The 22,679-nt window shown below is 65.9% G+C and carries 26 protein-coding genes and 1 tRNA gene; 15 read left to right on the top strand and 12 right to left on the bottom strand.

The annotated features are described in order from the left end of the window. Positions 1-125: 125 nt before the first annotated feature. On the top strand, positions 126-890 hold the full coding sequence (locus VGN66_RS00670; RefSeq protein ID WP_327516945.1) for a L,D-transpeptidase family protein: 765 nt from the start codon (positions 126-128) through the stop codon (positions 888-890). A gap of 4 nt (positions 891-894) precedes the next feature. Here VGN66_RS00670 and VGN66_RS00665 read toward each other — a convergent pair whose 3' ends face one another. From VGN66_RS00665 to VGN66_RS00635, 7 genes are all read right to left on the bottom strand, one after another. Beyond that, complete coding sequence (locus VGN66_RS00665) at positions 895-1,758, bottom strand: lysophospholipid acyltransferase family protein (RefSeq protein ID WP_327516944.1); 864 nt, start codon at positions 1,756-1,758, stop codon at positions 895-897. 4 nt (positions 1,759-1,762) lie between these two features. Further along, positions 1,763-2,185: a Fur family transcriptional regulator gene (locus VGN66_RS00660; protein ID WP_224922998.1), complete on the bottom strand. Its 423-nt coding sequence runs from the start codon at positions 2,183-2,185 to the stop codon at positions 1,763-1,765. A gap of 141 nt (positions 2,186-2,326) precedes the next feature. After that, positions 2,327-2,743 (bottom strand): MucR family transcriptional regulator, encoded by a 417-nt coding sequence (locus tag VGN66_RS00655; RefSeq protein ID WP_224922997.1) that lies wholly within the window; start codon positions 2,741-2,743, stop codon positions 2,327-2,329. A 108-nt stretch (positions 2,744-2,851) separates the two neighbouring features. Further along, positions 2,852-3,328: a ribosomal protein S18-alanine N-acetyltransferase gene (gene rimI, locus VGN66_RS00650; RefSeq protein ID WP_327516942.1), complete on the bottom strand. Its 477-nt coding sequence runs from the start codon at positions 3,326-3,328 to the stop codon at positions 2,852-2,854. Further along, positions 3,325-3,945 (bottom strand): tRNA (adenosine(37)-N6)-threonylcarbamoyltransferase complex dimerization subunit type 1 TsaB, encoded by a 621-nt coding sequence (gene tsaB, locus VGN66_RS00645; RefSeq protein WP_327516941.1) that lies wholly within the window; start codon positions 3,943-3,945, stop codon positions 3,325-3,327. The genes rimI and tsaB overlap by 4 nt, the downstream gene beginning before the upstream one ends. Next, complete coding sequence (locus VGN66_RS00640; RefSeq protein ID WP_327516940.1) at positions 3,938-4,531, bottom strand: malonic semialdehyde reductase; 594 nt, start codon at positions 4,529-4,531, stop codon at positions 3,938-3,940. Before VGN66_RS00640 ends, tsaB begins: the two co-directional genes overlap by 8 nt. Next, entirely contained in the window at positions 4,531-5,103 is a 573-nt protein-coding gene (locus VGN66_RS00635; RefSeq protein ID WP_327516939.1) for a NifU family protein, read from the bottom strand. The genes VGN66_RS00640 and VGN66_RS00635 overlap by 1 nt, the downstream gene beginning before the upstream one ends. A gap of 272 nt (positions 5,104-5,375) precedes the next feature. Here VGN66_RS00635 and infA point away from each other — a divergent pair, with 272 nt between their 5' ends. From infA to VGN66_RS00610, 5 genes are all read left to right on the top strand, one after another. Next, a complete protein-coding gene (gene infA, locus VGN66_RS00630) occupies positions 5,376-5,594 on the top strand; it encodes a translation initiation factor IF-1 (RefSeq protein WP_033923152.1) in 219 nt (72 codons plus the stop codon). Positions 5,595-5,604: 10 nt separating this feature from the next. After that, positions 5,605-6,174 carry a nucleoside triphosphate pyrophosphatase gene (locus VGN66_RS00625; protein ID WP_327516938.1) on the top strand — a complete coding sequence of 190 codons (570 nt, stop codon included), beginning with the start codon at positions 5,605-5,607 and terminating at the stop codon, positions 6,172-6,174. Continuing rightward, the gene (locus VGN66_RS00620) at positions 6,167-7,105 is read left to right on the top strand and encodes a ribonuclease (protein WP_327516937.1); all 939 of its coding nucleotides are present in this window, start codon (positions 6,167-6,169) and stop codon (positions 7,103-7,105) included. Before VGN66_RS00625 ends, VGN66_RS00620 begins: the two co-directional genes overlap by 8 nt. Next, the gene (locus tag VGN66_RS00615; RefSeq protein ID WP_224922990.1) at positions 7,102-7,284 is read left to right on the top strand and encodes a DNA gyrase inhibitor YacG; all 183 of its coding nucleotides are present in this window, start codon (positions 7,102-7,104) and stop codon (positions 7,282-7,284) included. The genes VGN66_RS00620 and VGN66_RS00615 overlap by 4 nt, the downstream gene beginning before the upstream one ends. Before the next feature lie 19 nt (positions 7,285-7,303). Further along, a tRNA-Phe gene (locus VGN66_RS00610) sits at positions 7,304-7,379 on the top strand. Between the two features lie 55 nt (positions 7,380-7,434). Here the strand turns inward: VGN66_RS00610 and rsgA are convergent. Genes rsgA through VGN66_RS00595 form a run of 3 tightly spaced genes read right to left on the bottom strand, consistent with a single transcriptional unit; the run spans position 7,435 to position 9,193 of the window. After that, complete coding sequence (rsgA, locus tag VGN66_RS00605) at positions 7,435-8,469, bottom strand: ribosome small subunit-dependent GTPase A (RefSeq protein ID WP_327516936.1); 1,035 nt, start codon at positions 8,467-8,469, stop codon at positions 7,435-7,437. A gap of 4 nt (positions 8,470-8,473) precedes the next feature. Further along, positions 8,474-8,794 carry a hypothetical protein gene (locus VGN66_RS00600; protein ID WP_327516935.1) on the bottom strand — a complete coding sequence of 107 codons (321 nt, stop codon included), beginning with the start codon at positions 8,792-8,794 and terminating at the stop codon, positions 8,474-8,476. 39 nt (positions 8,795-8,833) lie between these two features. Next, a complete protein-coding gene (locus VGN66_RS00595) occupies positions 8,834-9,193 on the bottom strand; it encodes a hypothetical protein (protein WP_327516934.1) in 360 nt (119 codons plus the stop codon). A gap of 49 nt (positions 9,194-9,242) precedes the next feature. On the opposite strand from VGN66_RS00595, the gene VGN66_RS00590 reads away from it, so the two are divergent. Next, positions 9,243-9,581 (top strand): hypothetical protein, encoded by a 339-nt coding sequence (locus tag VGN66_RS00590; RefSeq protein ID WP_224922986.1) that lies wholly within the window; start codon positions 9,243-9,245, stop codon positions 9,579-9,581. A 4-nt stretch (positions 9,582-9,585) separates the two neighbouring features. Here VGN66_RS00590 and VGN66_RS00585 read toward each other — a convergent pair whose 3' ends face one another. Further along, positions 9,586-10,050, bottom strand: coding sequence for an Lrp/AsnC family transcriptional regulator (locus tag VGN66_RS00585; protein WP_327516933.1), 465 nt, complete (start codon positions 10,048-10,050; stop codon positions 9,586-9,588). Positions 10,051-10,178: 128 nt separating this feature from the next. Between VGN66_RS00585 and VGN66_RS00580 the strand changes: the two genes are divergently transcribed. From VGN66_RS00580 to VGN66_RS00545, 8 genes are all read left to right on the top strand, one after another. Next, entirely contained in the window at positions 10,179-11,237 is a 1,059-nt protein-coding gene (locus tag VGN66_RS00580; protein ID WP_327516932.1) for a Glu/Leu/Phe/Val family dehydrogenase, read from the top strand. A 1-nt stretch (position 11,238) separates the two neighbouring features. Continuing rightward, a complete protein-coding gene (locus VGN66_RS00575) occupies positions 11,239-11,493 on the top strand; it encodes a hypothetical protein (protein ID WP_327516931.1) in 255 nt (84 codons plus the stop codon). Between the two features lie 279 nt (positions 11,494-11,772). Next, the gene (locus VGN66_RS00570; RefSeq protein ID WP_327516930.1) at positions 11,773-13,749 is read left to right on the top strand and encodes a serine hydrolase domain-containing protein; all 1,977 of its coding nucleotides are present in this window, start codon (positions 11,773-11,775) and stop codon (positions 13,747-13,749) included. Between the two features lie 154 nt (positions 13,750-13,903). After that, entirely contained in the window at positions 13,904-16,087 is a 2,184-nt protein-coding gene (locus VGN66_RS00565; protein WP_327516929.1) for a TonB-dependent receptor, read from the top strand. Between the two features lie 11 nt (positions 16,088-16,098). Further along, positions 16,099-17,145 (top strand): DUF1611 domain-containing protein, encoded by a 1,047-nt coding sequence (locus tag VGN66_RS00560; protein WP_327516928.1) that lies wholly within the window; start codon positions 16,099-16,101, stop codon positions 17,143-17,145. A gap of 2 nt (positions 17,146-17,147) precedes the next feature. Then, the gene (locus VGN66_RS00555; RefSeq protein ID WP_327516927.1) at positions 17,148-18,257 is read left to right on the top strand and encodes a hypothetical protein; all 1,110 of its coding nucleotides are present in this window, start codon (positions 17,148-17,150) and stop codon (positions 18,255-18,257) included. Further along, a complete protein-coding gene (locus VGN66_RS00550; RefSeq protein ID WP_327516926.1) occupies positions 18,254-19,837 on the top strand; it encodes a serine hydrolase in 1,584 nt (527 codons plus the stop codon). The genes VGN66_RS00555 and VGN66_RS00550 overlap by 4 nt, the downstream gene beginning before the upstream one ends. Further along, positions 19,834-21,018, top strand: coding sequence for a dipeptidase (locus VGN66_RS00545; protein WP_327516925.1), 1,185 nt, complete (start codon positions 19,834-19,836; stop codon positions 21,016-21,018). The genes VGN66_RS00550 and VGN66_RS00545 overlap by 4 nt, the downstream gene beginning before the upstream one ends. A 706-nt stretch (positions 21,019-21,724) precedes the next feature. Here the strand turns inward: VGN66_RS00545 and VGN66_RS00540 are convergent. Further along, positions 21,725-22,396 carry an XRE family transcriptional regulator gene (locus tag VGN66_RS00540; protein ID WP_327516923.1) on the bottom strand — a complete coding sequence of 224 codons (672 nt, stop codon included), beginning with the start codon at positions 22,394-22,396 and terminating at the stop codon, positions 21,725-21,727. Positions 22,397-22,679 lie beyond the last annotated feature (283 nt).

Here is a 22,679-nt window from a genome sequence, read left to right as displayed (position 1 = left end):
TCCCGAATCGGGTGACTTTGCGTTTTCGCTTTGCGCCCGGGGAAATGGCATGGCACCACCTTGTGCCAACTCGCGTTAACCATAGATCATGCGTGCGGTCGCCCGCGTAACGATGGAGTATAGGAATGAGGTCTGCGGTAGCGCGGACGATGCGGGCGGTGGCGATCGGGCTGGCGATGGCGCTGGCGGTTCCCGCCGTGGCGCAGCAGGTCGCGGCGGATGGTGCCGACGAAATCCTGCTTCGCAACGGCCAGTGGACCTGGATCGAGGACGCGGCGCTTCAGCCTGCGGGCGGCGCGTCGGGGGTCACGATCCTCATCAGCATTCCGGGGCAGGTCGCCTATGTCTATCGCGACGGCGTGCTGATCGCGGCATCGACTGTATCGACCGGCAAGCCGGGCAAGACCACGCCTGCGGGCGACTTCACGATCCTGCAAAAGCGGGTGCATCACCGCTCGAACCTCTACAGCAATGCGCCGATGCCGTTCATGCAGCGGCTGACCTGGGACGGCATCGCCCTCCACGCCGGGCAGCTGCCGGGTTATCCCGCATCGCATGGCTGCATCCGCTTTCCGCGCGAGTTCGCACGGCGGTTGTTCGGGATTACCGCGCTCGGCACGGCGGTGTCGGTGGTGAATTACGAGATCGTCGATCCGCGCGTCCGCCGCGGCGCACCGCGCCTGCCGCCGCAACAGATGGCGAAGCGCGTCGATCCGCCGTTCCTGCGCGCCGATCTCGCCGCGTTCCGCACGGGTGACTATGATGTGGTGACGTCGAGCAATGACGTGATCATCCCGGCTTCGACCGGCGCTCGGTCGGTTTCGCCCGAAGCTCTGGTGTTCGCGCCGATGGAAGCGGTGGTGCAGAAGACAGGCCGGCAGCGGCGGTGACGGATTATGCGGACTCAGCGGGTCCGGCATAATTGACCGGCGCCACGGTCCACGCAAACGGCCGCAGCGGTCCGCCGAGGGCTTCGACCAGCGCGTCCTCGATCCGCCGCCGGCTTTCCGCCGCGATCGCCTTGCGACCGGGAAAGTCATGCGGGTCGAATGGGTCGAGATACTGGATGCGTAGCGGAAAGCTGCCCTTGCGCGACAGGACGCGGCGGGCGTTGTTGATCCCGCCCTCTTCGCCGACCCAGCCGATTTCCTCGCCCACCATGCCGTAATCGAGCAGCACTGGCTGCACCATCACGCCGGGCGGCGGCGGTTCGAGCACGCGCAGCATCGGCGTCTTGAATGGGAGCAGCGACTTGCCGTCGGTGGTCGTCCCCTCCGGAAACACGGTGATCGCCCAGTTTTCGGTGAGTGCGTCGCGTAGCGCGTTGATTTGTTCGGCAACGCCCATGCGGTTCTCGCGTTTCACATAGACGGTGCGGTTGAGCCCGGCGAGCCAGCCCACCACCGGCGCCGCGCCGATCTCCGCCTTGGCGACGAAGGCAGTGCCGCTCGCCCCGCCTGACGCGAGAATGTCGATCCACGACAGGTGATTGGAAACGTAGAACACGTCGCGGCGCAGCGGTGTCCCGATCACCTCGACCCGCGCCCCGGCAATGCGTCCCGCGCGGCGCAGGAACCAGCGCGGCCAGGGGGAAGACAGGCGAAACAGCCGCCACAGATAGTGCATCGGCACATGCGTCAGCACCGCGAGCAGCAGCAATCCGACCCTGCGCCAGAAGCGAAAGCTCTCCGCCGGGGTCAGCTTCGTGGGCAGCCCAAGGGCGGCGTCGCGGCGCCGCGGATCGACGCCGTCATCCATCGCCTCAGCTCTTGCGGTCGAGCGCGACGCCGTACAGCTCCATGCGGTGATCGACCAGACGGAAGCCCAGCCGTTCGGCGATCTGCTTTTGCAGAAGTTCGAGTTCGGGATCGACGAATTCGATCACCTTGCCGGTCTCGACATCGATCAGATGGTCATGATGCGCCTCGGGCGACGGTTCATAGCGCGCGCGGCCGTCGCCGAAATCGTGGCGATCGAGGATCCCCGCCTCTTCGAACAGGCGGACCGTGCGATAGACAGTCGCGATCGAGATGCCCGGATCGATCGCCGATGCACGGGCATAGACCTTCTCGACATCGGGATGGTCGTCCGCTTCGGACAGGACGCGCGCGATCACCTTGCGCTGTTCGGTAATGCGCAGGCCCTTTTCGTGGCACAGCGCTTCGAGATCGATCTTGCGGGTCATTGGGATGATGTAGCGTCAACCGCCGCGCGGGAAAAGGGGAGGAAGGGTGTTTGATGCGCGGGCCGGTGCCGCTCAACGAGAACGCATCACGCCGGACCGGACGATGGCCCGATCCGGCGTGATGCAATCGCGAAATTCGGCTCAGCGCTTGCGGCGCTTGGTGCCCAGGCCGATCTTCTTCGCCAGCGTGCGGCGCTGTTCGGCATAATTCGGTGCGACCATCGGATAATCGGCGGGCAGGTTCCACTTCGCGCGATAATCGTCGGGGGTCATCTGATAATGGGTCATCAGATGACGCTTGAGCATCTTGAGCTTCTTGCCGTCTTCCAGGCAGACAATGAAGTCCGGCTTGATCGACGAGCGGATCGAAACTGCCGGTTCCTGCTTCTTCACTTCGGGTTCCGGCTTCGCGCTGCCCAGGTTGGTCAGCGCGCCATGAACGTTGGCGATGAGCACGGGAAGATCAGACACTGCCACGCTGTTGTTGCTGACATGCGCCGCAACAATATCCGCGGTCAATGTAATCAGCGTCTCATGCATGTCGTTCTGAGTGTCCATTTTCGTCCTTTCACGTAACGCGGCGGCGATAAGATTTACGGGCCGTCACAGGTGCTATCACGCCGCGCACAGGGATTGGCAAGTCGTTCTGTCCGATTTTTAGTAAGATCAGTCGATAGTTTTTGAAAATGTGTGTGCGTCGAACACGTTGCCGTCATGTCCTCGATAGTAATCGCGACGTTCACCAATCTTGCTGAAGCCGGCGGAACGATAAAGTTGCACCGCATCGTTGTTCGCGCGCACTTCCAGATGCAGCATTTCGGCGCCGCGATCGCGCGCATCGGCGATCACCGACCGCAACAATGCGCCACCAATTCCACGCCGTCGCATCGCCGGCAGGATCGCGAGCAACAGCAACTCACCCTCGTTCAGCACCGTGCGCGCGAGCGCAAAACCGACCGGCCGCCCGTCGATGCACGCCAGCGTGAACCACACGCCGGGCAGCGCCAGCATCCCCATGCACTGGCTGGGCGTCCATGCCTCGCCAAAGCGGGGATCGAACGCCTCGGCCATGATCGCATTCACCGCGCGCAGATCGGACGGCTGTCCGTGAACGATCTCGATCGGCCAGGGCGCGGTGCTCATGCCGCGATCGGTTTGGCGTCCGGCGCGCGGCCATAGATCGGTCGCGGCGGCAGCGCGGTAAGGGCGGCAGGAAGCAGCCGCGCATCGGCGGCCCGTGGCAGCGCCTCGCGCAGGTCGAGGCTGTCGTCCACTGCGGCCAGATGGCGAACGCCATTGCCGATCGCGACCCGCCCGCCAAGCTGCGCCAATGCCGCATCGGGCGTGAGCGACGCAAAGGGCGCAAGCTGCGCGAACTGGCGGTCATAGGTGGCCATGAACACTTCACCATGCCCGCCTTCGAGTACCACCGCCAGCGCGTCGATACCCGGATTGACCGCAAAGGCCCCCGCGGCGACGACCGGGAGCGAGGAAAAGCCGTGCACCGGCACGCCCCAGCCAAATGCCAGCCCGCGCGCGGCGGCGATGCCGACCCGGATGCCGGTAAAGCTGCCCGGGCCGCAATCGACCAGGATTGCGTCGGCGCGCCCGCCATCGGGCAGCTCCGCGATCATGGGCACGAGCCGTTCGGCATGGCCGCGCCCGACTTCGACATGGGTTTCGGCGATCAGCGCGCCGCCCTCGATCAACGCGATCGAGCAGGCGGCGGTGGCAGTCTCGATGACGAGAAGTCTAGCCAATCTTGTTGAACTTCCCGAAGTCCGGACGCGGCGAGCGGCCGAAGATGGTCGCGGGATCGCCCTTGCCCAGCGTTGAAATGAAGTTGACCCGCACCGAAGGCTGATCGGCGAAGAACGCTGCCTCGACCTTGCCCGCGTCGAATCCCGACATCGGCCCGGTGTCCCAGCCCAATGCGCGCGCGGCCATGATCAGATAGCCGCCCTGCAGCGTGCCGTTGCGGAATGCGCTGTCGCGGCGCTTTTCCTGCGGCCCTTCGAACCAGCTCTTCGCATCGGTGTGCGGGAACAGCCAGGGCAGCTCTTCGTGGAAATCGAGGTCCATGCCGATCACCACCGCAGCGGGGGCGGCGCGGATCTTGTCGGGATTGGTGCCCGTGGCGCACTCGGCGAGCTTGTCCTTGGCCTCCTGCGACAGGCACCAGACGAAGCGCGCCGGCTGCTGATTGGCCGAGGTCGGCCCCATCTTCAGCAGATCATAGATCGCCTCGATATCGGCCTGCGTTACTTCGTCGGGCAGATAGCCGTTAAAGGTACGCGCGGTGCGGAACAGCGTGTCGAGCGCGGCGTCGTCGATCGGGTTGCCCATCAGACGGCTCGCACTTCGGTGACTTCGGGGACATAATGTTTGAGCAACTGTTCGATCCCGTTCTTGAGCGTCGCGGATGAAGAGGGGCAGCCGGCGCATGCGCCCTGCATCTGAAGGTACACCTTCCCCTTGTCGAAGCCGCGATAGACGATGTCGCCGCCATCATTGGCGACGGCCGGGCGCACGCGCGTCTCGATCAGCTCCTTGATCTGCGCGACGATATCGGCGTCCTCGGGATTGTCTGCGAAGTCGGACTCGGGCGGCGGGACGCTGAAACCCGCGCTGCCCTGACGGAACAGCGGCATGTCCGCGCTGAAATGGTCTAGCAGGATGCCGAGCACGTCTGGCTTGAGATTGGGCCAATCGACGCCGGGTGCGGCGGTGACCGAAATGAAGTCGCGGCCAAAGAATACGCCGGTGACATCGCCCAGCCGGAACAGGGCGTCGGCGAGTGGCGACGCCTCTGCTTCTTCGGGGGTGGCGAAATCGCGCGTGCCGCTGTCCATCACGGTGCGGCCGGGCAGGAATTTGAGTGTCGCCGGGTTCGGCGTCAGTTCGGTTTCGATCAGCATGGCGCCCATTTGGGGGCAAGGGTGCGGCGCATCAAGCAAGGAAAGCGAAACCATCGGTTGCGCGGGCTTTTGTGGTCGGCTTCAGCTTCGCTGAATCGGCACCAGCCCGCTCCCCCACCCGGCCACCCACTTCAGGGTATCTTTGATGGGTGGCCGGGTGGGGGAGCGGGCTGGTGCCGTCTACCTCAAGCGACTCTAGCGAGATGCTTTCCTTTTCTGCGCAGGGAGAGTAAGGCTCCGCGACTTTTTCTGATCCGTACCAAGAGGTTTGTTTGGCCAAGGAAGAACTGCTTGAAATGCGCGGCCGCGTTGTGGAGCTCCTCCCCAACGCGATGTTCCGTGTGAAGCTTGAGAATGATCACGAGATTCTCGGCCATACCGCCGGCAAGATGCGCAAGAACCGCATCCGCGTGCTGGTGGGCGACGAGGTGCTCGTCGAACTGACGCCCTATGACCTGACCAAGGGCCGCATCACCTATCGCTTCAAATAAAGCCGGGCCTGTGCGGCTCGTCCTCGCCTCCACCTCGCCGCGCCGACGCGATTTGCTGGCACGGATCGGCATTGTGCCGGACCGCGTGGCGGCTCCCGATATCGATGAGACCCCGCTCAAGGCCGAGCTGCCGCGCGTCTATGCGCTGCGGCTGGCCGAGGCGAAGGCGCGCGCCGTGGCGCGGGTCGAGGATGAAATCGTGCTGGCGGGCGACACCACCATCGCGCTCGGCCGTCGCATCCTGCCGCCTGCCGAAACCGAAGCGGTGCAGCGCGACTTGTTGACCGCGTTGTCGGGGCGGCGGCACCATTGCCTGTCGGCGGTGTGCCTGATCGGCCTCGACGGCCGCGCCCGCGTGCGCCTGTCCGACACGGTGGTCGCGTTCAAGCGGCTGAGCGATGCCGAGATCGACCGCTACATCGCGTGCGGCGAGGGGCTGGGCAAAGCCGGCGGCTATGCAATCCAGGGCCGGGCGGAGGCGTTTGTCCGCTTCATCTCCGGCACCTATTCGGGCGTGGTCGGATTGCCGCTCTACGATACGCGCGCGCTGCTGGAGTCTGCAGGCTACCCGCTTGGCTGAGTGGCTGTACGAAGCCGGGATCGGTGAGAACCGCGCCGCGCTGGTCGCGCGCGGCACGATCCGCAAGGCGCGGATCGAACTGCCGGGGCTTCGCGCCGACACGATCGCAATCGCCAAGCTGATCGACCGCAGCACCGGCAAGGTCGCGCTGCCCGGCGGCGGCGAGGCGCTGTGCGATCCGCTGCCCAAGGGGGTGACGCAGGGCGCGTCCTTCCCCGTCCGCATCGTCCGCGAATCGGTCGCCGAGCGCGGGCGGATCAAGCTGCCCAAGGCGGTGCCCGCCCCTGATGCCGCGCTCGTCGCTGGCCCCGATTTGCTCGCGCAGATTACAGCGAGCGGCTTGCCCGTCCGCCACTGCCTGTCCCACGAACCCGATTCGTTCGAGGAAGCGGGCTGGTCCGAAGTGCTTGAGGAAGCGCGTACCGGCGAGATCCGCTTTGCCAGCGGCGCGCTGTTGCTGTCGCTGACCCCGGCGATGAACCTGTTCGATGTCGATGGCGGGCCGCCGCTGGGGCCACTGTCGATCGACGCCGCCCACGCCGTCGCGGCGGCGATGGAGCGGCTCGACATAACCGGGTCGGTCGGGGTCGATTTCCCGACGCTCGCCAACAAGAATGAACGCAATGCGGTGGGGGAGGCGATCGACGCGGCACTGCCCCAGCCGTTCGAGCGCACCGCGATGAACGGCTTCGGCTTAATCCAGATCGTTCGGCGCAAGACGCGCATGTCGCTGCCCGAGCTGATCGCCGCTGACTCGGTGGGCGCGGCGCTGCGGGCCGAGCTGCGCCGGCTCGAGCGCCTACCGCCGCCCGCGCCCGACACCTATATATTGCCCGCGCCGCTGCTGCGCCGGATCGAGCGTGAGCCCGACTGGATCGCGCAGCTCCACCGCCGCACCGGCGGCCGAACCCGTTTTGTGGAAGCACCATGAAGACCGACTGCCCGATCTGCGGCAACCGCCCTGTCCCTGAGTTCAAGCCTTTTTGCAGCCGTGGCTGCAAGGATCGCGACCTGCTGCAATGGCTGGGCGAGGGCTATCGCATCCCCGGTCGCGCGGTTGATCCGGAAGAATTGCAAAGCGGGCTGGACAGCGGCCAACCCCGCGATTAAGAGCGCGCCTTCATCCCGTGCCCGGATAGCTCAGTTGGTAGAGCATGCGACTGAAAATCGCAGTGTCGGCGGTTCGAATCCGTCTCCGGGCACCACTTTCCTTCCCTTGAAGATTTAGGCCGTGCGGAAGCGCGCGCGGGCGGCTTGCGGTTATTTCCGCTTCCGGCCCTTGGCTGCGCGCGCGCGCCGGACCTGTGCGGCGCCGGTGTTTGCCGCATCCTCAGTGTCGAGCTTGCGCCACCGTTCGACTCGCTCGGGTGTCAGCGTTCCGTGCGCGATGGCGGCGCGGATTGCGCAACCGGGTTCGTCGGCATGGGCGCAGTCGCTGAACTTGCATGTGCGCGTGATCGCAACGACGTCATCGAAGACCTCGGCCACGCCGGCGGCGACTTCCGACATCTGAAGCTCGCGCATTCCCGGCGTATCGACGAGCCATCCGCCCGGCTCCGTGCCGCGGCGCATGCGGTGCATCTGGCGGACCGTCGTGGTGTGCATGCCTTTGCCGTCGCTTTCGCGGACGGGCTGCGTCGCGATGCTGTCGGACCCCGTCATCGTGTTGACCAGCGTCGACTTGCCGACGCCCGATGATCCGACCAGCGCCACCGTTTCTCCGGCACCGCAATAAGCGGAAAGATGGGCGGCACTGTCGCGGTCGCGGCCATTGATCAGCTCGACCTGGAGTGTCGGCTGTAGCGAACGGGCGGCTTCGACAAAGTCGGATGGCGAGGGCGCCAGATCGGCTTTGGTCAGCACGATCACCGGGCGCACCCCGACATCGCGCGCGAGGACGAGGTAGCGTTCGATGCGCGCGAGGTTGAAATCCTGGTCGCACGAACTGACGATGAACAGCGTGTCGACATTGGCCGCGATCAGCTGGACCCTGCGCTCGTCACCGGGGGAGGGGCGTTTGAACAGGCTTGCCCGGTCGAGGATGCGCACGATCGTGCGATTCACCGGATCGATCAGCAGCCAGTCGCCGACCGTTGGCCGGTCTTCGGGGCCGCCGGGCACGGGCAGGCTCGACGCGATCGTCTCGTCAATGCCCTCGCCCAGGATGGTCACGGTCCCGCGATGGACGGACATGACGCGAACCGGCTGACAGTAAAGTGCGTCGTCCGGCGATAGCTGCGCGCTGAAAAAGGGCCTCCAGCCGAGCTGGAACAGGAAGGACTCTGGGGCTTCCATCCGCTCAGTCGCCGTTGACGTCGACCATGAAGGTCAACGTCGTGCCGCGCGATCCGGGATCCCAGCCCGCCGCCAATGCCGCCCGCACGCCGCGCGCGGCGACCGCGTCGTTGATATGCGAGCGCCCTTTTGGCAGGCCCCGCAACAGGCGCTTGGGTGTGGGAAATTCGAGCACGGCCTCACGCGGCAGGGCGTGCTGGCGCAATGACACGGGGCTCCCCTTCCAGCCATCGCCCGAGGAAAGCTGGGGCTCGCTCAGAAGGTCCCAGTCATAGTTGAATCCGTCGATCTCGACTGTGCCGCCAGGGCCGCGTGTACGAAGCATGCCCGGCCCCTAGCATAGCCATGGTGGAACTTCACCGCCTCACTGGTGGCGCAGGGTCTTGTCGAACCCCTCGTTCGCCTTGGTCATCTTGGCGAGCTTCCGGAGATAGGCCCGGACATGCCGTTCGAACCGGATGTCGTCATACAGACCTGTCGCCTGATAGCTGTCGCGCCCGATCAGCTCCTTGATGCGCCCGGCAAACGCCGCCTGCTCGTCGGTCCATGCCGCGTCATTCAGAGCGCGGCACGCCCATTCCTCGGCTGCGGCCTGATCATAGTCGTCGCGACAGTCATAGCCGCGCCGATCCGCCGCCGCCTGATCCAGCCGCGCCGCCGCGATCCGCCGGTCGAGCCAGATGCGGACCAGCGCCGCGTCCCATGGCTTTGCTGCGGTCGTCATTGCATTGTCCTGTTCGTTTCGCGGCGACTTCATGGTAGCGGCATCGCCTATGGCCCGCAGGCGCGCAAAAAACGATCCCTATGATCATCTTCCTCAAGAGGACGAGGCACCGCCGCCACCGGTGCTGTGCTGGCTATGCGGGCGACCGACCGGCAAGACGATCGTGTGGCACCATCCCGTGCCCAAGAGCCGTGGTGGCCGCGATGTCGTGCCGATGCATTCGATCTGTCAGCAGACCGTGATCGCCAACTTCACCAATTCCGAGCTGCAACGCCACGGGATGGAAGTCGCGGGCCTGCTCGACAATCCCAATGTGCGCAAGTTCGTCGATTGGGTGGCGAACAAGGATCCGGACTTTACCGCGACGATCACCAAGAAGCAGCGGTAAGGATTTACACCGGCAGCGCGGTGGTGGACTTGATCTCCGACAGCGCGACGGTTGAGTTGATTTCCTGAACGCCGGGCAGGCGTGAGAGCTTTTCGAAGAAGAATTGCTCATACGCCTCGATATCCGCCGCGACCACACGCAGCATGAAATCGACCGTGCCCATCAGGACATAGCATTCGAGCACTTCGGGCATTTCGTGGATCGATGCGGCGAATTCATCGAGATTGGCGCGGCCATGGGCGTTGAGTTTGACCAGCGCGAACACCTGCGCACGCAGCCCGATCTTGCGCCGGTCGAGCAACGCGACGCGGCGCTTGATATAGCCTTCGCGCTCCAGCCGGTCGATCCGCCGCCAGCAGGGCGAGGCGGACAAGCCGACCGCCTCGGCCACCGCTGCGGTCGAGAGCGAAGCATCCTCCTGCAGCACGCGGAGGATGCGGCGATCGTGCGAGTCGAGCGGTTCTGGCATGAATTGACCTCAATTTCTGCGATATGCGGTCAGAGTTTAGCCGGTTATCACGATATGGCGAACTAATAGGTCAGAAATTGCCAGTGTCAGCCGTTACTATCGCGGCCTTGCGATCAAGGTGACCCTGCATGTTCGATTTCCCCGCTCCCGTCCCGCCCGAAGAGGTGCTGTGCCTTGACGACCCGCAATCGGGGCTGTCGGGGGTGATCGTCATCCATTCGACCGCGCTTGGCCCGGCAGCGGGCGGGTGTCGCTTCCACCGCTACGCCAGCGACGCCGATGCCGTGGCGGACGCGCTGCGGCTGGCGGAGGGGATGAGTTACAAGAATGCGTTGGCCGGGCTTCCGCTTGGCGGCGGCAAGGCGGTGATCCGGATGCCCGATGCGCCGTTCGACCGCGCCGCGCTGTTCCGCGCGTTCGGGCGTGCGGTTGCGTCGCTGGGTGGACGCTATGTCACCGCCGAGGATGTCGGGACCAGCGTCGCCGATATGCAATGCGTCGCCGACAGCACGCGCCACGTCGCTGGCCTGCCCGCAGCGCCCGGTGCGCCGGGCGGCGATCCCTCGCCATGGACTGCGCTCGGCGTGCTGCGGTCGATGGAGGTGGCGGTGGAGCGGCATCTCGGCGCCTCACTCGCCGATGTCACGGTGGCGGTACAGGGCCTCGGCCATGTCGGCTTTGCGCTGTGCGAATTGCTCCATGACGCCGGAGCGCGGCTGTTCGTCGCCGAACCGCGGATCGAGGTTGCGGCGGAGGCGGCGCGGCGGTTCGGCGCGCGCGTGATGGAGTCGGACGAACTGCTTGAAGCCAGCGCAGAAGTGTTTGCCCCGTGCGCACTCGGCGGGGTGATCAATGCGGCATCGGTGCGGCGGCTGGGCGCGTCTGTTGTCTGCGGCGCGGCGAACAACCAGCTCGCGACCCCGGCGGAGGGCGATGCGCTGCTGGCGCGCGGCATCCTCTATGCACCCGATTATGTCGTGAATGCCGGCGGGATCATCAACGTCGCCGCCGAGCATCTCGGCTGGAGCGTGGACGAGGCGCGCGCGCGGGTCGAGGCGACCGGCGCGCGGCTGGCGGCGGTGCTCGACCATGCGGCGGCGGAGCGCATCGCGCCGCACCGCGCCGCCGACCGGCTGGCACGCGCGGCAATCGCCCGCGCGCACCGCCAGCGCGTCCTTGCCGCCTGACATGGAGGCCAGTTCGGCTACCGGCACCGCGACCTTCGTCGTGACCGCGGCGCGCTGCCCGCAATTGCTGTGCCGCCTGCTCGGCCTGTTCGCGCAACAGGACCGGGTGGTCGAGGCGCTGTCGGTCGAGGCGCGCCCGCGTGGCTATCGCGCGGCGATCACCATTGCCGGGATCGACGCGCAGCGGGCGGAGATCATCGAACACAAGATGCGCGCGATCGTCAGTGTGCGCACTGTCCGCTTGCGCTTCGGCTGACCGAAAAATCCTAACCCGCTAGGGGGAGCTGGCGCCGAAGGCGTCGGAGGGGGCGGATGGCTGTGTCCTCTCGGCTCAAGCCGTTTCCCTTCCGCCCCCTCCGTCATGCTTCGCATGCCACCTCCCCCTGGCGGGGGAGGATTAGGGGGGACAGCACCCGCCCTCCCTCTCTATTTGACAATTCTCCAAATAGGATCATGTTCGTCTGATCAGGACGATTCACCCGCGTCGCGCCACTGGTCGCGCAGGCAGGATCGCCAGGTCACGGGGAAGGGAAACATGATGCGCCTGTGGACGCACAAGATCAAATTGGCGGTTGCGGCGATGCTCGCGCTCACCGTCGCGATACCGGCTTCAACCCAACAGGCGCCGCTGACGCCTCAGCCCGCTGCGGCTCCGGCGACGCCGCCCGCAACGCCCGCCGGGCTCGACCGGCTGACCAAGAGCGATGTCGACACCTGGCTCGACGGCTACATGCCCTATGCGCTGGGTCGCGGCGACATTGCGGGCGCGGTGGTCGTCGTGGTCAAGGACGGCGCGGTGCTGACGCAGCGCGGCTTTGGCTATTCCGATGTCGCCAACCGCAAGCCGGTCGATCCGGCGACGACGTTGTTCCGCCCCGGTTCGACCTCGAAACTGTTCACCTGGACTGCGGTGATGCAACAGGTCGAGGCGGGCAAGATCGACCTCGACGCGGACATCAACACCTATCTCGACTTCAAGATTGCCCCCTATGGCGACAAGCCGATCACGATGCGTCACCTGATGACGCACACGGCGGGGTTCGAGGAGATCATCAAGGGCCTGCTGGCGTTCGACATCGAACTCAAGCCGCTGGGCGATATCCTGAAAGAGCGTATTCCCGAGCGGATCTACCAGCCCGGTACGACGCCCGCTTATTCCAACTACGCCACCGCGTTGGCCGGCTATATCGTCGAGCGCGTGTCTGGCCAGTCGTTCGACGCCTATGTCGAGCGCAACATCTTCGGTCGCCTCGGCATGCAATATGCCAGCTTCCGTCAGCCGCTGCCCGCCAAGCTCAAGCCGTTCATGTCGCAGGGCTATGAAGCCGGATCGGGCAAGGCGCAGCGGTTCGAGATCATCGGCATGGCGCCGGCCGGCGCGCTGTCGGCGAGTGGCGCGGACATGGCCAAGTTCATGCTGGCGTTCCTCAACGAGGGCGGCCCGCTGCTTAAGCCCGCGACCACGGCCCAGATGCTCACCGCGCAGAATCTGAGCGTCAAGGGCAGCAACCAGATGGCGCTGGGCTTTTACGAGGAGTGGATCAACGGCCGCCGTGCCGTCGGCCATGGCGGCGACACCGTCTATTTCCACACCGATCTCAAGATCTTCCCGGCGGAAAAGGTCGGCATCTATATCTCGGTCAACAGCCAGGGTGCGGGCGGCGCGCCGGGCGCGGTACGCACTGCGCTGGTTGAGGGGTTCGCCGACCGTTACCTCCCCACCGCGGACACGGCGCCGGTCGAACTCGCGACGGCGAAGGAACATGCCAAGCTGCTGGTCGGCAGCTGGACCAACAGCCGCCGCGTCGCATCGAGCTTCGCGTCGTTCGTCTATCTGCTCGGCGAAGAGAAGATCGGCCTCGACGAAGATGGTCGCCCGCTGGTCAGCGGCATCCCCTCGCTCGGCGGCGCGCCGCGCAAGTGGATCGAGGTCGAACCGTTCGTGTGGCAGGACGCCTATGGCAAGGAGCGTCTCGTTGCCGAAGTGCGCGACGGACAGGTGGTCCGCTGGACGTTCGGCATGGTCTCGCCGTTCATGGTGTGGGACCGTACCCCTTGGTACGCGACCGGAGCATGGCTGACCCCGGCATTGCTATTCGCACTCGCCGTGATCCTGATCACCGCGCTCGGCTGGCCGATCGGGTGGGTCGCGCGCAAACGCTATGGTGCGCAGTTCGCGCTGACCGGCTCGGCGCGCACCGCCTATCGCGTGGTGCGTGGCCTGTGCTGGCTGGTGATCGCGGTGCTGGTCGGCTGGCTGATCGTGGTCATCGGGATCGAGAATTTCGACGGCCATGGCAAGAATGACTGGCTGATCCTGACGCTGCAGGTGGTCGGTACGCTCGCCTATTTCGGCCTGCTCGCCGCGTCGGTGTGGAACCTGCTGCTGGCGTTCAAGGGCCGGCGCGGCTGGTTCTCGAAACTATGGTCGGTCCTGCTCGTGCTCGGCGCCTTCTTCCTCCTGTGGGTGGCGCTGGTGTTCAAGCTGGTGAGTTTCGGCACGGGTTACTGAGGTTCCCCGCGGGTCGGGTGCGGGTCGCATGACCTGCATCCGGCCCGTACCGAATCAAGATTGACAATTGTCCAGATGGGACAACACTATCTCAATCAGAAAATAGCCGCGCGCCGGATTGCCCGCGTGACAGGCAGGCTCAGGGAGATTTCACATGACACGGCATGCCATTCCGACGCGTATCGTCCTGTCCCTCTCGACCGCGGCCACCGCGCTGATGCTGCCGGCATCGGCCTTCGCGCAGGATAGTGCCACCGGCGTCACTATGGAGCGCGACGAGATCGTCGTCACCGCGCAGAAGCGGACCGAGCGGATCCAGGACGTGCCGATTTCGATTACCGTGGTCAGTGGCGAAGCCATGCAGCAGAGCGGTGCGTCGCAGCTGTCCGACTATGCCGCAGCGATCCCGGGGCTTCAGGTCGACAATGCCGGATCGCCCGGCCGCTCGACGCTGACGCTGCGCGGTGTCGCGCCGATCGGGCCGAGCGCGACCGTCGGCATGTATCTGGATGATGCCCCGATCGGGTCGAGCGGCATCTACAACCGCTCGCAGACCTTCACGCTCGACCTGATGCCCTATGATATCGAGCGGCTGGAAGTCCTGCGCGGTCCGCAGGGCACGCTCTATGGCGCGAGCTCGATCGGCGGCCTGCTCAAATATGTCACGGTTCAGCCCGATCTGAACGATCTCAAGATCCGCGGCGGCGCGGAAGTGTTCACCGTGGCGCATGGCGATGGCGTGGGCTGGGCGGCGAACGCCATGGTCAATGTCCCGCTGATCACCGATCAGCTCGCGGTCAGCGCCAGCTATGCGCGGCGCGAAACGCCGGGCTATGTCGACAACATCCAAACCGGCGAGGAAGACGTCAACGACGCGGTCCAGCAGGGTGGCCGGGTGGCGCTGTTGTGGCAGCCCGATCCCGCGCTCACGATCAAGCTGAGCGGCGTGTGGCAGTCGATCGATTCGGACAATGTCAGCCTCGTCTATGAAGGCATGGGCAACACCCCGATCGCGCCGGGGGCCGGGTTCCTCAACACCAACACCGCGCTGGCCGAACCGTTCACCAGCGACTTTCAATTCTACTCGGCCTCGATCGGCTATGATTTCGGCTTTGCCGAGCTGAGCTCGACGACCTCGTACAGCAAGCTCGAAATTCTCGAAGTGACCGACGCGACGCGCGTGTTCGGCGGGATTTTCGGCGGCTTTGCGCCCTATCCGGCGACGCTGGAGCAGAAGAAGTGGACGCAGGAACTGCGCCTGACCTCGGCGCCGAGCACCAGCTTTGAATGGATGGTCGGCTTTTTCTACACCGATGAGGACAACACCCACAGCCAGGTGGTGCGTGCGCTCGATGCGAGCGGCGCGCCGCTCGCCGGGTTCGACCCGTTCGCGGTCGTCGGCCTGCCAAACACGTACAAAGAATATGCCGTCTTCGGAAACGCGACCTGGAAGATCAGCGAGAAGTTCCACCTCACCGGCGGGCTGCGCTGGGCGCGCAACGACCAGACCTTTACCCAATCGACCGCGATCCCGCTGCTCGGCCTCAACGCCAGCGGCGATGGTGCGTCATCGGAAGAGATCGTCACCTATAGCGTCAGCCCGCAATTCAATCTCAGCCGCGACGCGATGATCTATGCCCGCGTCGCCAGCGGCTACAAACCGGGCGGGCCGAACGTCGCGCTGCCGGGCTTCCCCGCCACCGTCGGTGCGGAGCGGGTGACGAGCTATGAGGCCGGCGTGAAGGCCAGCTTCCTCGACCGCGCGGTCAGCGTGGATGCCGCGGTGTTCATGCTCGACTGGAACAACCTCCAGACCGCCGCTTCCTTTGCTGCGGGGATCAGCGGCCTCGTCAATGCGGGCACGGCGCGGAGCAAGGGCGTCGAGGCATCGCTGTCGATCACGCCGACCGCCGGGTTCAATGTCGGGGCGAACTTCGCCTATACCGACGCGAAGTGCACCGAAACCACCGCGTCGTGCACCGACGGCGACCAGTTGCCGAGCGTGCCGAAGATTTCGGCGGCGATGACCGCGGACTACAGCTTTGCCGTCGGTGGCTCGGCACAGGGCCGGCTGGGCGGCACGGTGCGCATCGTCGGCGACCGCATTTCCGCTTTGGAAAGCTCGGGGTTGTCGGTGCCGATCGACGGCTATGCCGCGCTCGACCTCAACGCGGCGGTCACGTTCAACGACAAGTGGACGCTGCGCGCCTATGCCCGCAACGTCACCGATGCCGAGGGGCGGATTACCAGCAGCGTCGCGACCACCAATCCCGGCTTCCTCGCGACGGTGCCGCTGCAACCCCGCACGCTGGGTCTCGCCATCGATCTGTCCTTCTGATCGCGCGCAGGATGAACGCTCCGTTCAACGCGCCGGGATCGGATGCAACGCTGCCCCAGCCGTATCTCCTGTTTCTGGGCGATACGACTGAGCGCGGCTTTGCCAAGACGGCGCTGGGGCTGCGCGACTGGGCGGCGGACAAATGCGTGGGCGAGCTGCGGCTGACCGACGCGACCGTTTCCACCGGCCTCCCCGCGCTGACGCCGGCGCAGGCGCGGGCACAGGGCGCGCGGGCGATGGTGATCGGCGTCGCCAATCAGGGCGGGATCATCCCGCTGTCGTGGCGCGGCGCGCTGGTCGAGGCGCTGGAGGCCGGGCTGGACCTGATCGCGGGGATGCACATGCGCCTCGCTGATTTGCCCGAGGTTGCGGCGACGGCGCAGCGGCTGGGGCGGCGATTGTTCGACGTGCGCGTGCCGCCCGCCGACATCCCGGTCGCGACCGGGCGCAAGCGCAGTGGCAAGCGGCTGCTGACCGTCGGCACCGATTGTGCGCTGGGCAAGAAATACACTGCGTTCGCGCTCGCCCGCGCCTTTGCCGCACGCGGCGTGCCGAGCGATTTTCGTGCGACCGGCCAGACCGGCATCATGATCGCAGGCAGCGGCATCCCGATGGATGCGGTCGTCTCGGACTTTGAGGCGGGGGCAGCGGAGATCCTCTCGCCCGACGCTGCGCCCGATCATTGGGACGTGATCGAGGGGCAGGGGTCGCTGGCGCATCCGGCCTATGCGGCAGTGTCGCTCGGCCTGCTCCATGGCAGCCAGCCCGATGTGTTCGTTGTGTGTCATGAGCCGGGGCGGCGCGAGATGCTCGGCACCGCCGGCTATGGCGTGGTCAGCGTCGAGGAGATTGCCGACCTTGCGATCCGGCTCGGTCGCCGCACTAATCCCGCGATCCGATGTGGCGGTTTTTCGTACAACACCGCCGCGCTCGACGCCGATGAAGCCACCGCATTGATGGCCGCCGAAAGCGCGCGGCTGGGCCTGCCCGTGGCCGATCCGATCCGCGGCGGCGCGGCGTTCGATGCGCTCGTCGACACTTGCCTGAAGGGCGCATGACGATGACCCAACCGAGCTGGTTCCAGCGCTTCCTGCTCCCCGGCCTCGCTTTCAAGGGCGTGGTGATCGGCGGCGGTTATGCCACGGGGCGCGAGCTGGCGGAGTTCTTCCTGCCCAGCGGGCCACAGGGCGGGCTGTGGGGCATGGTGCTCGCGATGCTGATCTGGAGCGCGGTGTGCGCCGCGACCTTCGCCCTCGCGCATCTGACCCGCAGCTATGACTATCGCAGCTTTTTCCAGAAGCTGCTCGGGCCGGGCTGGATCGTGTTCGAGATCGTCTATGTCCTGCTGCTCGTCCTGATCCTTGCCGTGGTCGGTGCGGCGGCGGGGGAGATCGGGGCGAGCTTTGGCGCGCCTGCGATCCTCGGCACGCTGATCCTCGCCGGCACGATCGCGGTCGTCACCAGCCTTGGCACCGCGTCGGTCGAGCGCTTGTTCAAATACGCCTCGATGCTGCTCTACTTCGTGTATGCGCTGTTCGTGGTGATCGGCCTCGCGCTGTTCGGCGATGCGATCGCGACCAATATCGCGACCCCCGCACCGACGACGGGGTGGGTGATGGGCGGGGTCGCCTATGCCGGATACAATCTCGTCGCCGCGGCAGTCGTACTGCCGCTGACCAAGCACCTCACCAGCCGCCGCGATGCGCTGATCGCCGGGACGATCGCCGGGCCGCTGGCGATGTTGCCCGCGCTCGGCTTCTTCCTGTGCATGCTCGCTTTCTACCCCGCAGTCGCGGACGAGACCTTGCCCTCGGCATTCCTGCTCGGACAGATGAACATTCCCGTGTTCACCATCGCGTTCCAGGCGATGATCTTCGCCGCATTGCTCGAAACCGGGACCGGCATCGTCCACGCCGTGAACGAGCGCGTGTCGGGGGTGTGGCAGGCAAAGCGCGGCGTCGCGCTCGGCGCCCGCGCCCGCGCGGTGATCGCGCTGGCGCTGCTGCTCGGCTGTGTCTTCGTCGCCACCAGCATCGGCCTCGTCGCGCTGATCGGCAGCGGGTACCGGCTGCTCGCTTATGCGATCCTGGCGGTGTTCGTGCTTCCCGTGATGACCCTGGGCGTCGCGCGCATCCTGCGTGCGCAGCCCGAAGTGGAGACCCCCGCATGATCCGCACGCTGATCGCGCTCCCCGCGCTGCTGCTCGCCACCGCGCTCCCCGCCGCCGCCGACCTGCCCAAGGGGTTTGCCGAACGCGTCGAGACGTTGCGCCAGCAAAGCGGTGCACCCGGCATCGCCATTGCGGTGGTGCACAAGGGCAAGGTCGAACTCGCGCAGGGCTGGGGCACGACCAAGCACGGCGGCGCGCAAAAGGTCGACGCCGACACGATCTTCCAGACCGGATCGACCGGCAAGGCGTTTACCGCCGCCGCGCTCGCCATCCTGGTCGATCGCGGCAAGATCAAGTGGGACGACCGCGTCATCGACCATATGCCGTGGTTCCGCATGTACGACCCCTGGGTCACGCGCGAGATCACGATCCGCGACCTGCTGGTGCATCGCAGCGGCCTCGGCCTTGGCGCGGGCGACCTGCTCTACGTCCCGCGCGGCAGCCTGTCGCGCAAGGAGACGGTCAAGCGCCTCGCTTATATCCAGCCGGCGCGCAGCTTCCGCTCGGGCTATGCCTATGACAACATCCTCTATTCGGTCGCCGGGCAGTTGATCGAGGAGGTCAGCGGCAAGACTTGGGAAGACTTCATGGCGCAGGACGTGTTCGCCGCGGGCGGCATGACCAGCGCGACGGCGAACTACGAAACCCGCCTCGCCAACCCCAACCGCGCGCATCCCCACGCCCGCATCGCCGGAGCAGTACGCGGCGACGGCCCGGTCTCGATGCTGGATGAGCGCGCGGCGGAACTCGGCCGCGCGGCGCTACCCGCGGGCGGCCTTGCGCTCAGCGCCAACGACCTCGCCCGCTGGCTCCAGATTCAACTCGGCAAGGGCGCGCTGCCCGGCGGCGGGCGGCTGTTCAGCGCGGCGCAGTCGGCGGAGATGTGGAAAGGCGTGACGCTCCAGCCGATCTCGCCGATGCCCGGCCAGCTTGCGCCGCTGACCCCGAACTTCAACTCCTACGCGCTCGGCTGGAGCGTGACCGACTATCGCGGCGTCCGCGTGATCGCGCATGGCGGCGCGGTGTTCGGCGCGATCGCCTATGTCATCCTGCTCCCCGATCAGGATGTCGGCATCGCTGGCGTGGTCAATGCCGAGGAGACCGCGCTGCTGCGTGGCGTGATCCACACTTTGGTCGATCACTACCTCGGCGCCCCCGATCAGGATTGGCCGGCGCGCTTCAACAGCTTCATCGAAGCGCGCATCACCGGGGCCAAGGCGGCGCTGTCGACCACCCGCGCCGCACCCGCCAAGATCGGCCCGTCGCTCAGCCTCGACCGCTATGTCGGCACCTATCGCGACGCCTGGTATGGCGATGTCGTGGTGGCCAAGGGCAAGGATGGCGGCCTGACCATCGACTTCACCACCACCCCGGCGATGAAGGGCAAGCTGGTTCACTGGCAATATGACTCGTTCGTCACCCGCTTCGACGACAAGTCCTTGGAGCCCGCTTACGTGACCTTCGCGCTCGATGCCGACGGCAAGGTCGCGCGCGTGTCGATGAAGCCGGAAAGCCCGATCGCCGACTTCAGCTACAATTATCAGGATCTGGACCTGCGTCCGGTGGGAGCGACCAAGTGAAGCGCTTGTCGACCCTCGCCCTGCTGCTGCTAGGTGCCTGTGCGACCGCGCCCCAGCCGCCTGTCGAAGACACCGCGGGGCTGCACAAGCGCCTGCTCGTGCTCGACACCCATCTCGACACGCCGCTCCATTTCGGGCGTCCGGGGTGGAGTTTCGGCGACAAGCACGACCCCGCGACCGACATCGCGCAGGTCGATATGGGCCGGATGGAGGAGGGCGCGCTCGATGGCGGCTTCTTCGTCATCTACACCGATCAGGGGCCGCTGACCGCCAAGGGCTATGCCGACGCGCTCGCCTTTGCGCGTGGGCGCTCCGACGCGATCGACACCACCATCGCGCAATTTCCCAAGCGCATCGCCCCGGCACTGACCGCGCAGAACGCCCGTCGCCTGACTGGCGAAAACAGGCTGATCGCGTTCAAGTCGATCGAGAACAGCTATCCGCTGGGCGAAGACCTGTCGCTGCTCGCCGAATTCCACAAGCGCGGCGTGCGCATGGCCGGGCCGGTGCACGGCAAGAACAACCAGTTCGCCGATTCATCGACCGACAAACCGCGCTGGAACGGCCTCAGCCCGCTCGGTCGGCAATGGGTGGCGGAGATGAACCGGCTCGGCATGGTGATCGACGCCAGCCACTCCTCGGACGCGGTGTTCGACCAGCTGCTGGACCTGTCGCGCGCGCCGATCATCCTGTCGCACACCACCGGCCGCCACGCCTATGACCACCCCCGCAACCTCGACGACGCCCGCATCCGCGCGCTCGCGGCAAAGGGCGGGGCGATGTGCATCAGCACGATCTTCCTGTCCGAACTCAACCTCGCCGGCGAGCGCGGCGCATTGTTCGCGAAATATGAGCAGATCGCGACCCTGCCCCCCGAGGAACAGGTCGCGCTGGCCAAGCGCTGGCGCGAACTCGACAAGGCCCAGCCGCTGTGGGACGCCGATTTCGAGAAGTACATCGCGATGGTGCTGCACGTCGTGAAGGTCGCCGGACCCGACCATGTCTGCTTCAGCGGCGACTGGGACGGCGGCGGCGGGGTCAAGGGGTTCGAGGATATCTCGGCGCTGCCCCTGGTCACCGCGCGGCTGAAGGCGGCGGGCTATTCGGACGAGGATCTGGCGAAGATGTGGGGCGGGAATATCCTGCGCATCGTCGAGGCGGCGCAGAAGGCGGGGGGCTGACGCGCGCGCAGCCGCCCGACTCCATCCGATCGGCACCCCGGCCCTGCGCCCGGGTCCACTCCGCCTCGCGTCCCGCGCTCAAGCCTCTCGCGCCGCGCCCGCCTCCCGGTGGACCCCGGCACAAGGCCGGGGTGACCAGAGTGGTTTGGGAGCGCTTTCAAAAAGCTGGCGGTCGGCATCCGACGCCGTTGCTGTCCGGCGTGAGCGCCGATACAAAGAAATATTGGTCGCGCTGCGACACCTACAAATTTGGGGCTTGTTGACCTGAACAGCTTTGAGCAATCGCTGGCGCGTGTCCTCGACCCAGAGCACTACCTTTGGTCAATGATCACAGACGATCAGGGCGATAGCAGTCGCGCGAGGCTAGTAGAAATTCGATTGGACATTCCAAAAGGCTCAGTCGCAGCGGCTGACAAGGACATGATTGCCGCAGGTTGGCAATTGGCCTCTCGGCCTGATGAGCACACAGATGCTTTAGAGAGACTTTTCTGGAGAAAGACCACGGCGGTTCTCCCGCAAGATATTACTAGCCTTTTGACAAGCGCACTTCGCGTCGCGCATGAGCACCAAGGGACGTTGATGTCGTGGATGAACGTTGAGGATCTTGAAGCCAGCTAGGCCGCTTAACTTCGGCAGCTCACCGCCCACTATCAGTCATCCAGCCGTCACACCGATAGCGGCCGTCCCCGCACCTGCGCCCTCGCCTCTACAACGCCGACTTCGACCGCCGCTTGCCGTTTTCCTCGACCACTTCCTGCCCCTGCAGGGTCATCAGCGATTCCATCAGCTTTTCCTCGGCGCTTGAACACACGCCCAGCACCGTCGCCTCGGTACAGCCTTCGGCGGCGATATAGGCGTGGCCCATGTTTGAATCGATGTAGATCGACTCCCCCTCGTGCAGCACCACGGGGTCGTAGAATTCGGTATGCACCTCGACCGCGCCCTGCAGGACGTAGATGAATTCTTCGCCCGAATGGCGGACCAGCTCGCCGAATTCCTCGACCGTGCGCGCGCGAATCCGGGTGACGATCGGGATCATCCGCTTCCGGCGCAGCTCGGTATTCATGTAGAAATAGTCGTAATTGGCGGTCTCGACCCGCACCGCGCGGTCGAGCTTGCCGACGCTGCGGCGCGCGGTCACCGGCTGCTGCTGCGGATCGGCGGGCTCGCTGCTTTCGGCGAACAGCTCCGACATGCGCAGCCCAAGCCTTTGCGCGAGCTGGAGCAGCTTGTCATAGCTCAGCGTCAGCCGGTTATGTTCGATCTTGGACAGGGTCGACACCGGGATGCCGGTGCGCTCGCTCATCTGCTTGAGCGTCCAGCCCTCCTGACCGCGCAGGCGGCGCAGGAAACTGCCAAGAGTGGGGGCATCAGACATAGACGGCGATCACCTCAAGTTTCCGATCAGGACAGTCCGTCCCGATCGGCACCCTTTGGTGATAGCAGCCCCGCGCCGCCAGACAATCCCGTTGCGGACCTATCTCTTACACGCCGGTGGCCGCCTCGACTTCAATTCCCCTCCCTGAAAGGGAGGGGCTAGGGGAGGGTGTAGCGGCAAGCGAGGCTCGATGCCTCGAGCGCCGCTGTTTTGCCGCGCGGTCTGTTTGAGTCTTTGCGGCGCGCAGACGCGCGCACCCTCCCCCAACCCCTCCCTTTCAGGG

Origin of the sequence: Sphingomonas sp., from assembly GCF_035998645.1 — a bacterium.
Taxonomy (GTDB): domain Bacteria; phylum Pseudomonadota; class Alphaproteobacteria; order Sphingomonadales; family Sphingomonadaceae; genus Sphingomonas.
The sequence above is the reverse complement of the archived record's forward strand: the minus strand, read 5'-3'. Positions and strand labels throughout refer to the sequence as shown.

What these genes read in the sequence shown, in the direction of transcription:
- VGN66_RS00670 (WP_327516945.1), top strand. Translation starts at nt 126, where the DNA reads ATGAGGTCTGCGGTAGCGCGGACGATGCGGGCGGTGGCGATCGGGCTG.
- VGN66_RS00595 (WP_327516934.1), bottom strand. Translation starts at nt 9,193, where the DNA reads ATGACGACCGCAGCAAAGCCATGGGACGCGGCGCTGGTCCGCATCTGG.
- rimI (WP_327516942.1), bottom strand. Translation starts at nt 3,328, where the DNA reads ATGAGCACCGCGCCCTGGCCGATCGAGATCGTTCACGGACAGCCGTCC.
- VGN66_RS00640 (WP_327516940.1), bottom strand. Translation starts at nt 4,531, where the DNA reads ATGGGCAACCCGATCGACGACGCCGCGCTCGACACGCTGTTCCGCACC.
- rsgA (WP_327516936.1), bottom strand. Translation starts at nt 8,469, where the DNA reads ATGGAAGCCCCAGAGTCCTTCCTGTTCCAGCTCGGCTGGAGGCCCTTT.
- VGN66_RS00550 (WP_327516926.1), top strand. Translation starts at nt 18,254, where the DNA reads ATGATCCGCACGCTGATCGCGCTCCCCGCGCTGCTGCTCGCCACCGCG.
- VGN66_RS00565 (WP_327516929.1), top strand. Translation starts at nt 13,904, where the DNA reads ATGACACGGCATGCCATTCCGACGCGTATCGTCCTGTCCCTCTCGACC.
- VGN66_RS00540 (WP_327516923.1), bottom strand. Translation starts at nt 22,396, where the DNA reads ATGTCTGATGCCCCCACTCTTGGCAGTTTCCTGCGCCGCCTGCGCGGT.
- VGN66_RS00585 (WP_327516933.1), bottom strand. Translation starts at nt 10,050, where the DNA reads ATGCCAGAACCGCTCGACTCGCACGATCGCCGCATCCTCCGCGTGCTG.
- VGN66_RS00665 (WP_327516944.1), bottom strand. Translation starts at nt 1,758, where the DNA reads ATGGATGACGGCGTCGATCCGCGGCGCCGCGACGCCGCCCTTGGGCTG.
- VGN66_RS00655 (WP_224922997.1), bottom strand. Translation starts at nt 2,743, where the DNA reads ATGGACACTCAGAACGACATGCATGAGACGCTGATTACATTGACCGCG.
- VGN66_RS00590 (WP_224922986.1), top strand. Translation starts at nt 9,243, where the DNA reads ATGGCCCGCAGGCGCGCAAAAAACGATCCCTATGATCATCTTCCTCAA.
- VGN66_RS00560 (WP_327516928.1), top strand. Translation starts at nt 16,099, where the DNA reads ATGAACGCTCCGTTCAACGCGCCGGGATCGGATGCAACGCTGCCCCAG.
- VGN66_RS00575 (WP_327516931.1), top strand. Translation starts at nt 11,239, where the DNA reads ATGGAGGCCAGTTCGGCTACCGGCACCGCGACCTTCGTCGTGACCGCG.
- VGN66_RS00635 (WP_327516939.1), bottom strand. Translation starts at nt 5,103, where the DNA reads ATGCTGATCGAAACCGAACTGACGCCGAACCCGGCGACACTCAAATTC.
- VGN66_RS00660 (WP_224922998.1), bottom strand. Translation starts at nt 2,185, where the DNA reads ATGACCCGCAAGATCGATCTCGAAGCGCTGTGCCACGAAAAGGGCCTG.
- VGN66_RS00555 (WP_327516927.1), top strand. Translation starts at nt 17,148, where the DNA reads ATGACCCAACCGAGCTGGTTCCAGCGCTTCCTGCTCCCCGGCCTCGCT.
- VGN66_RS00615 (WP_224922990.1), top strand. Translation starts at nt 7,102, where the DNA reads ATGAAGACCGACTGCCCGATCTGCGGCAACCGCCCTGTCCCTGAGTTC.
- VGN66_RS00580 (WP_327516932.1), top strand. Translation starts at nt 10,179, where the DNA reads ATGTTCGATTTCCCCGCTCCCGTCCCGCCCGAAGAGGTGCTGTGCCTT.
- VGN66_RS00600 (WP_327516935.1), bottom strand. Translation starts at nt 8,794, where the DNA reads ATGCTTCGTACACGCGGCCCTGGCGGCACAGTCGAGATCGACGGATTC.
- VGN66_RS00570 (WP_327516930.1), top strand. Translation starts at nt 11,773, where the DNA reads ATGATGCGCCTGTGGACGCACAAGATCAAATTGGCGGTTGCGGCGATG.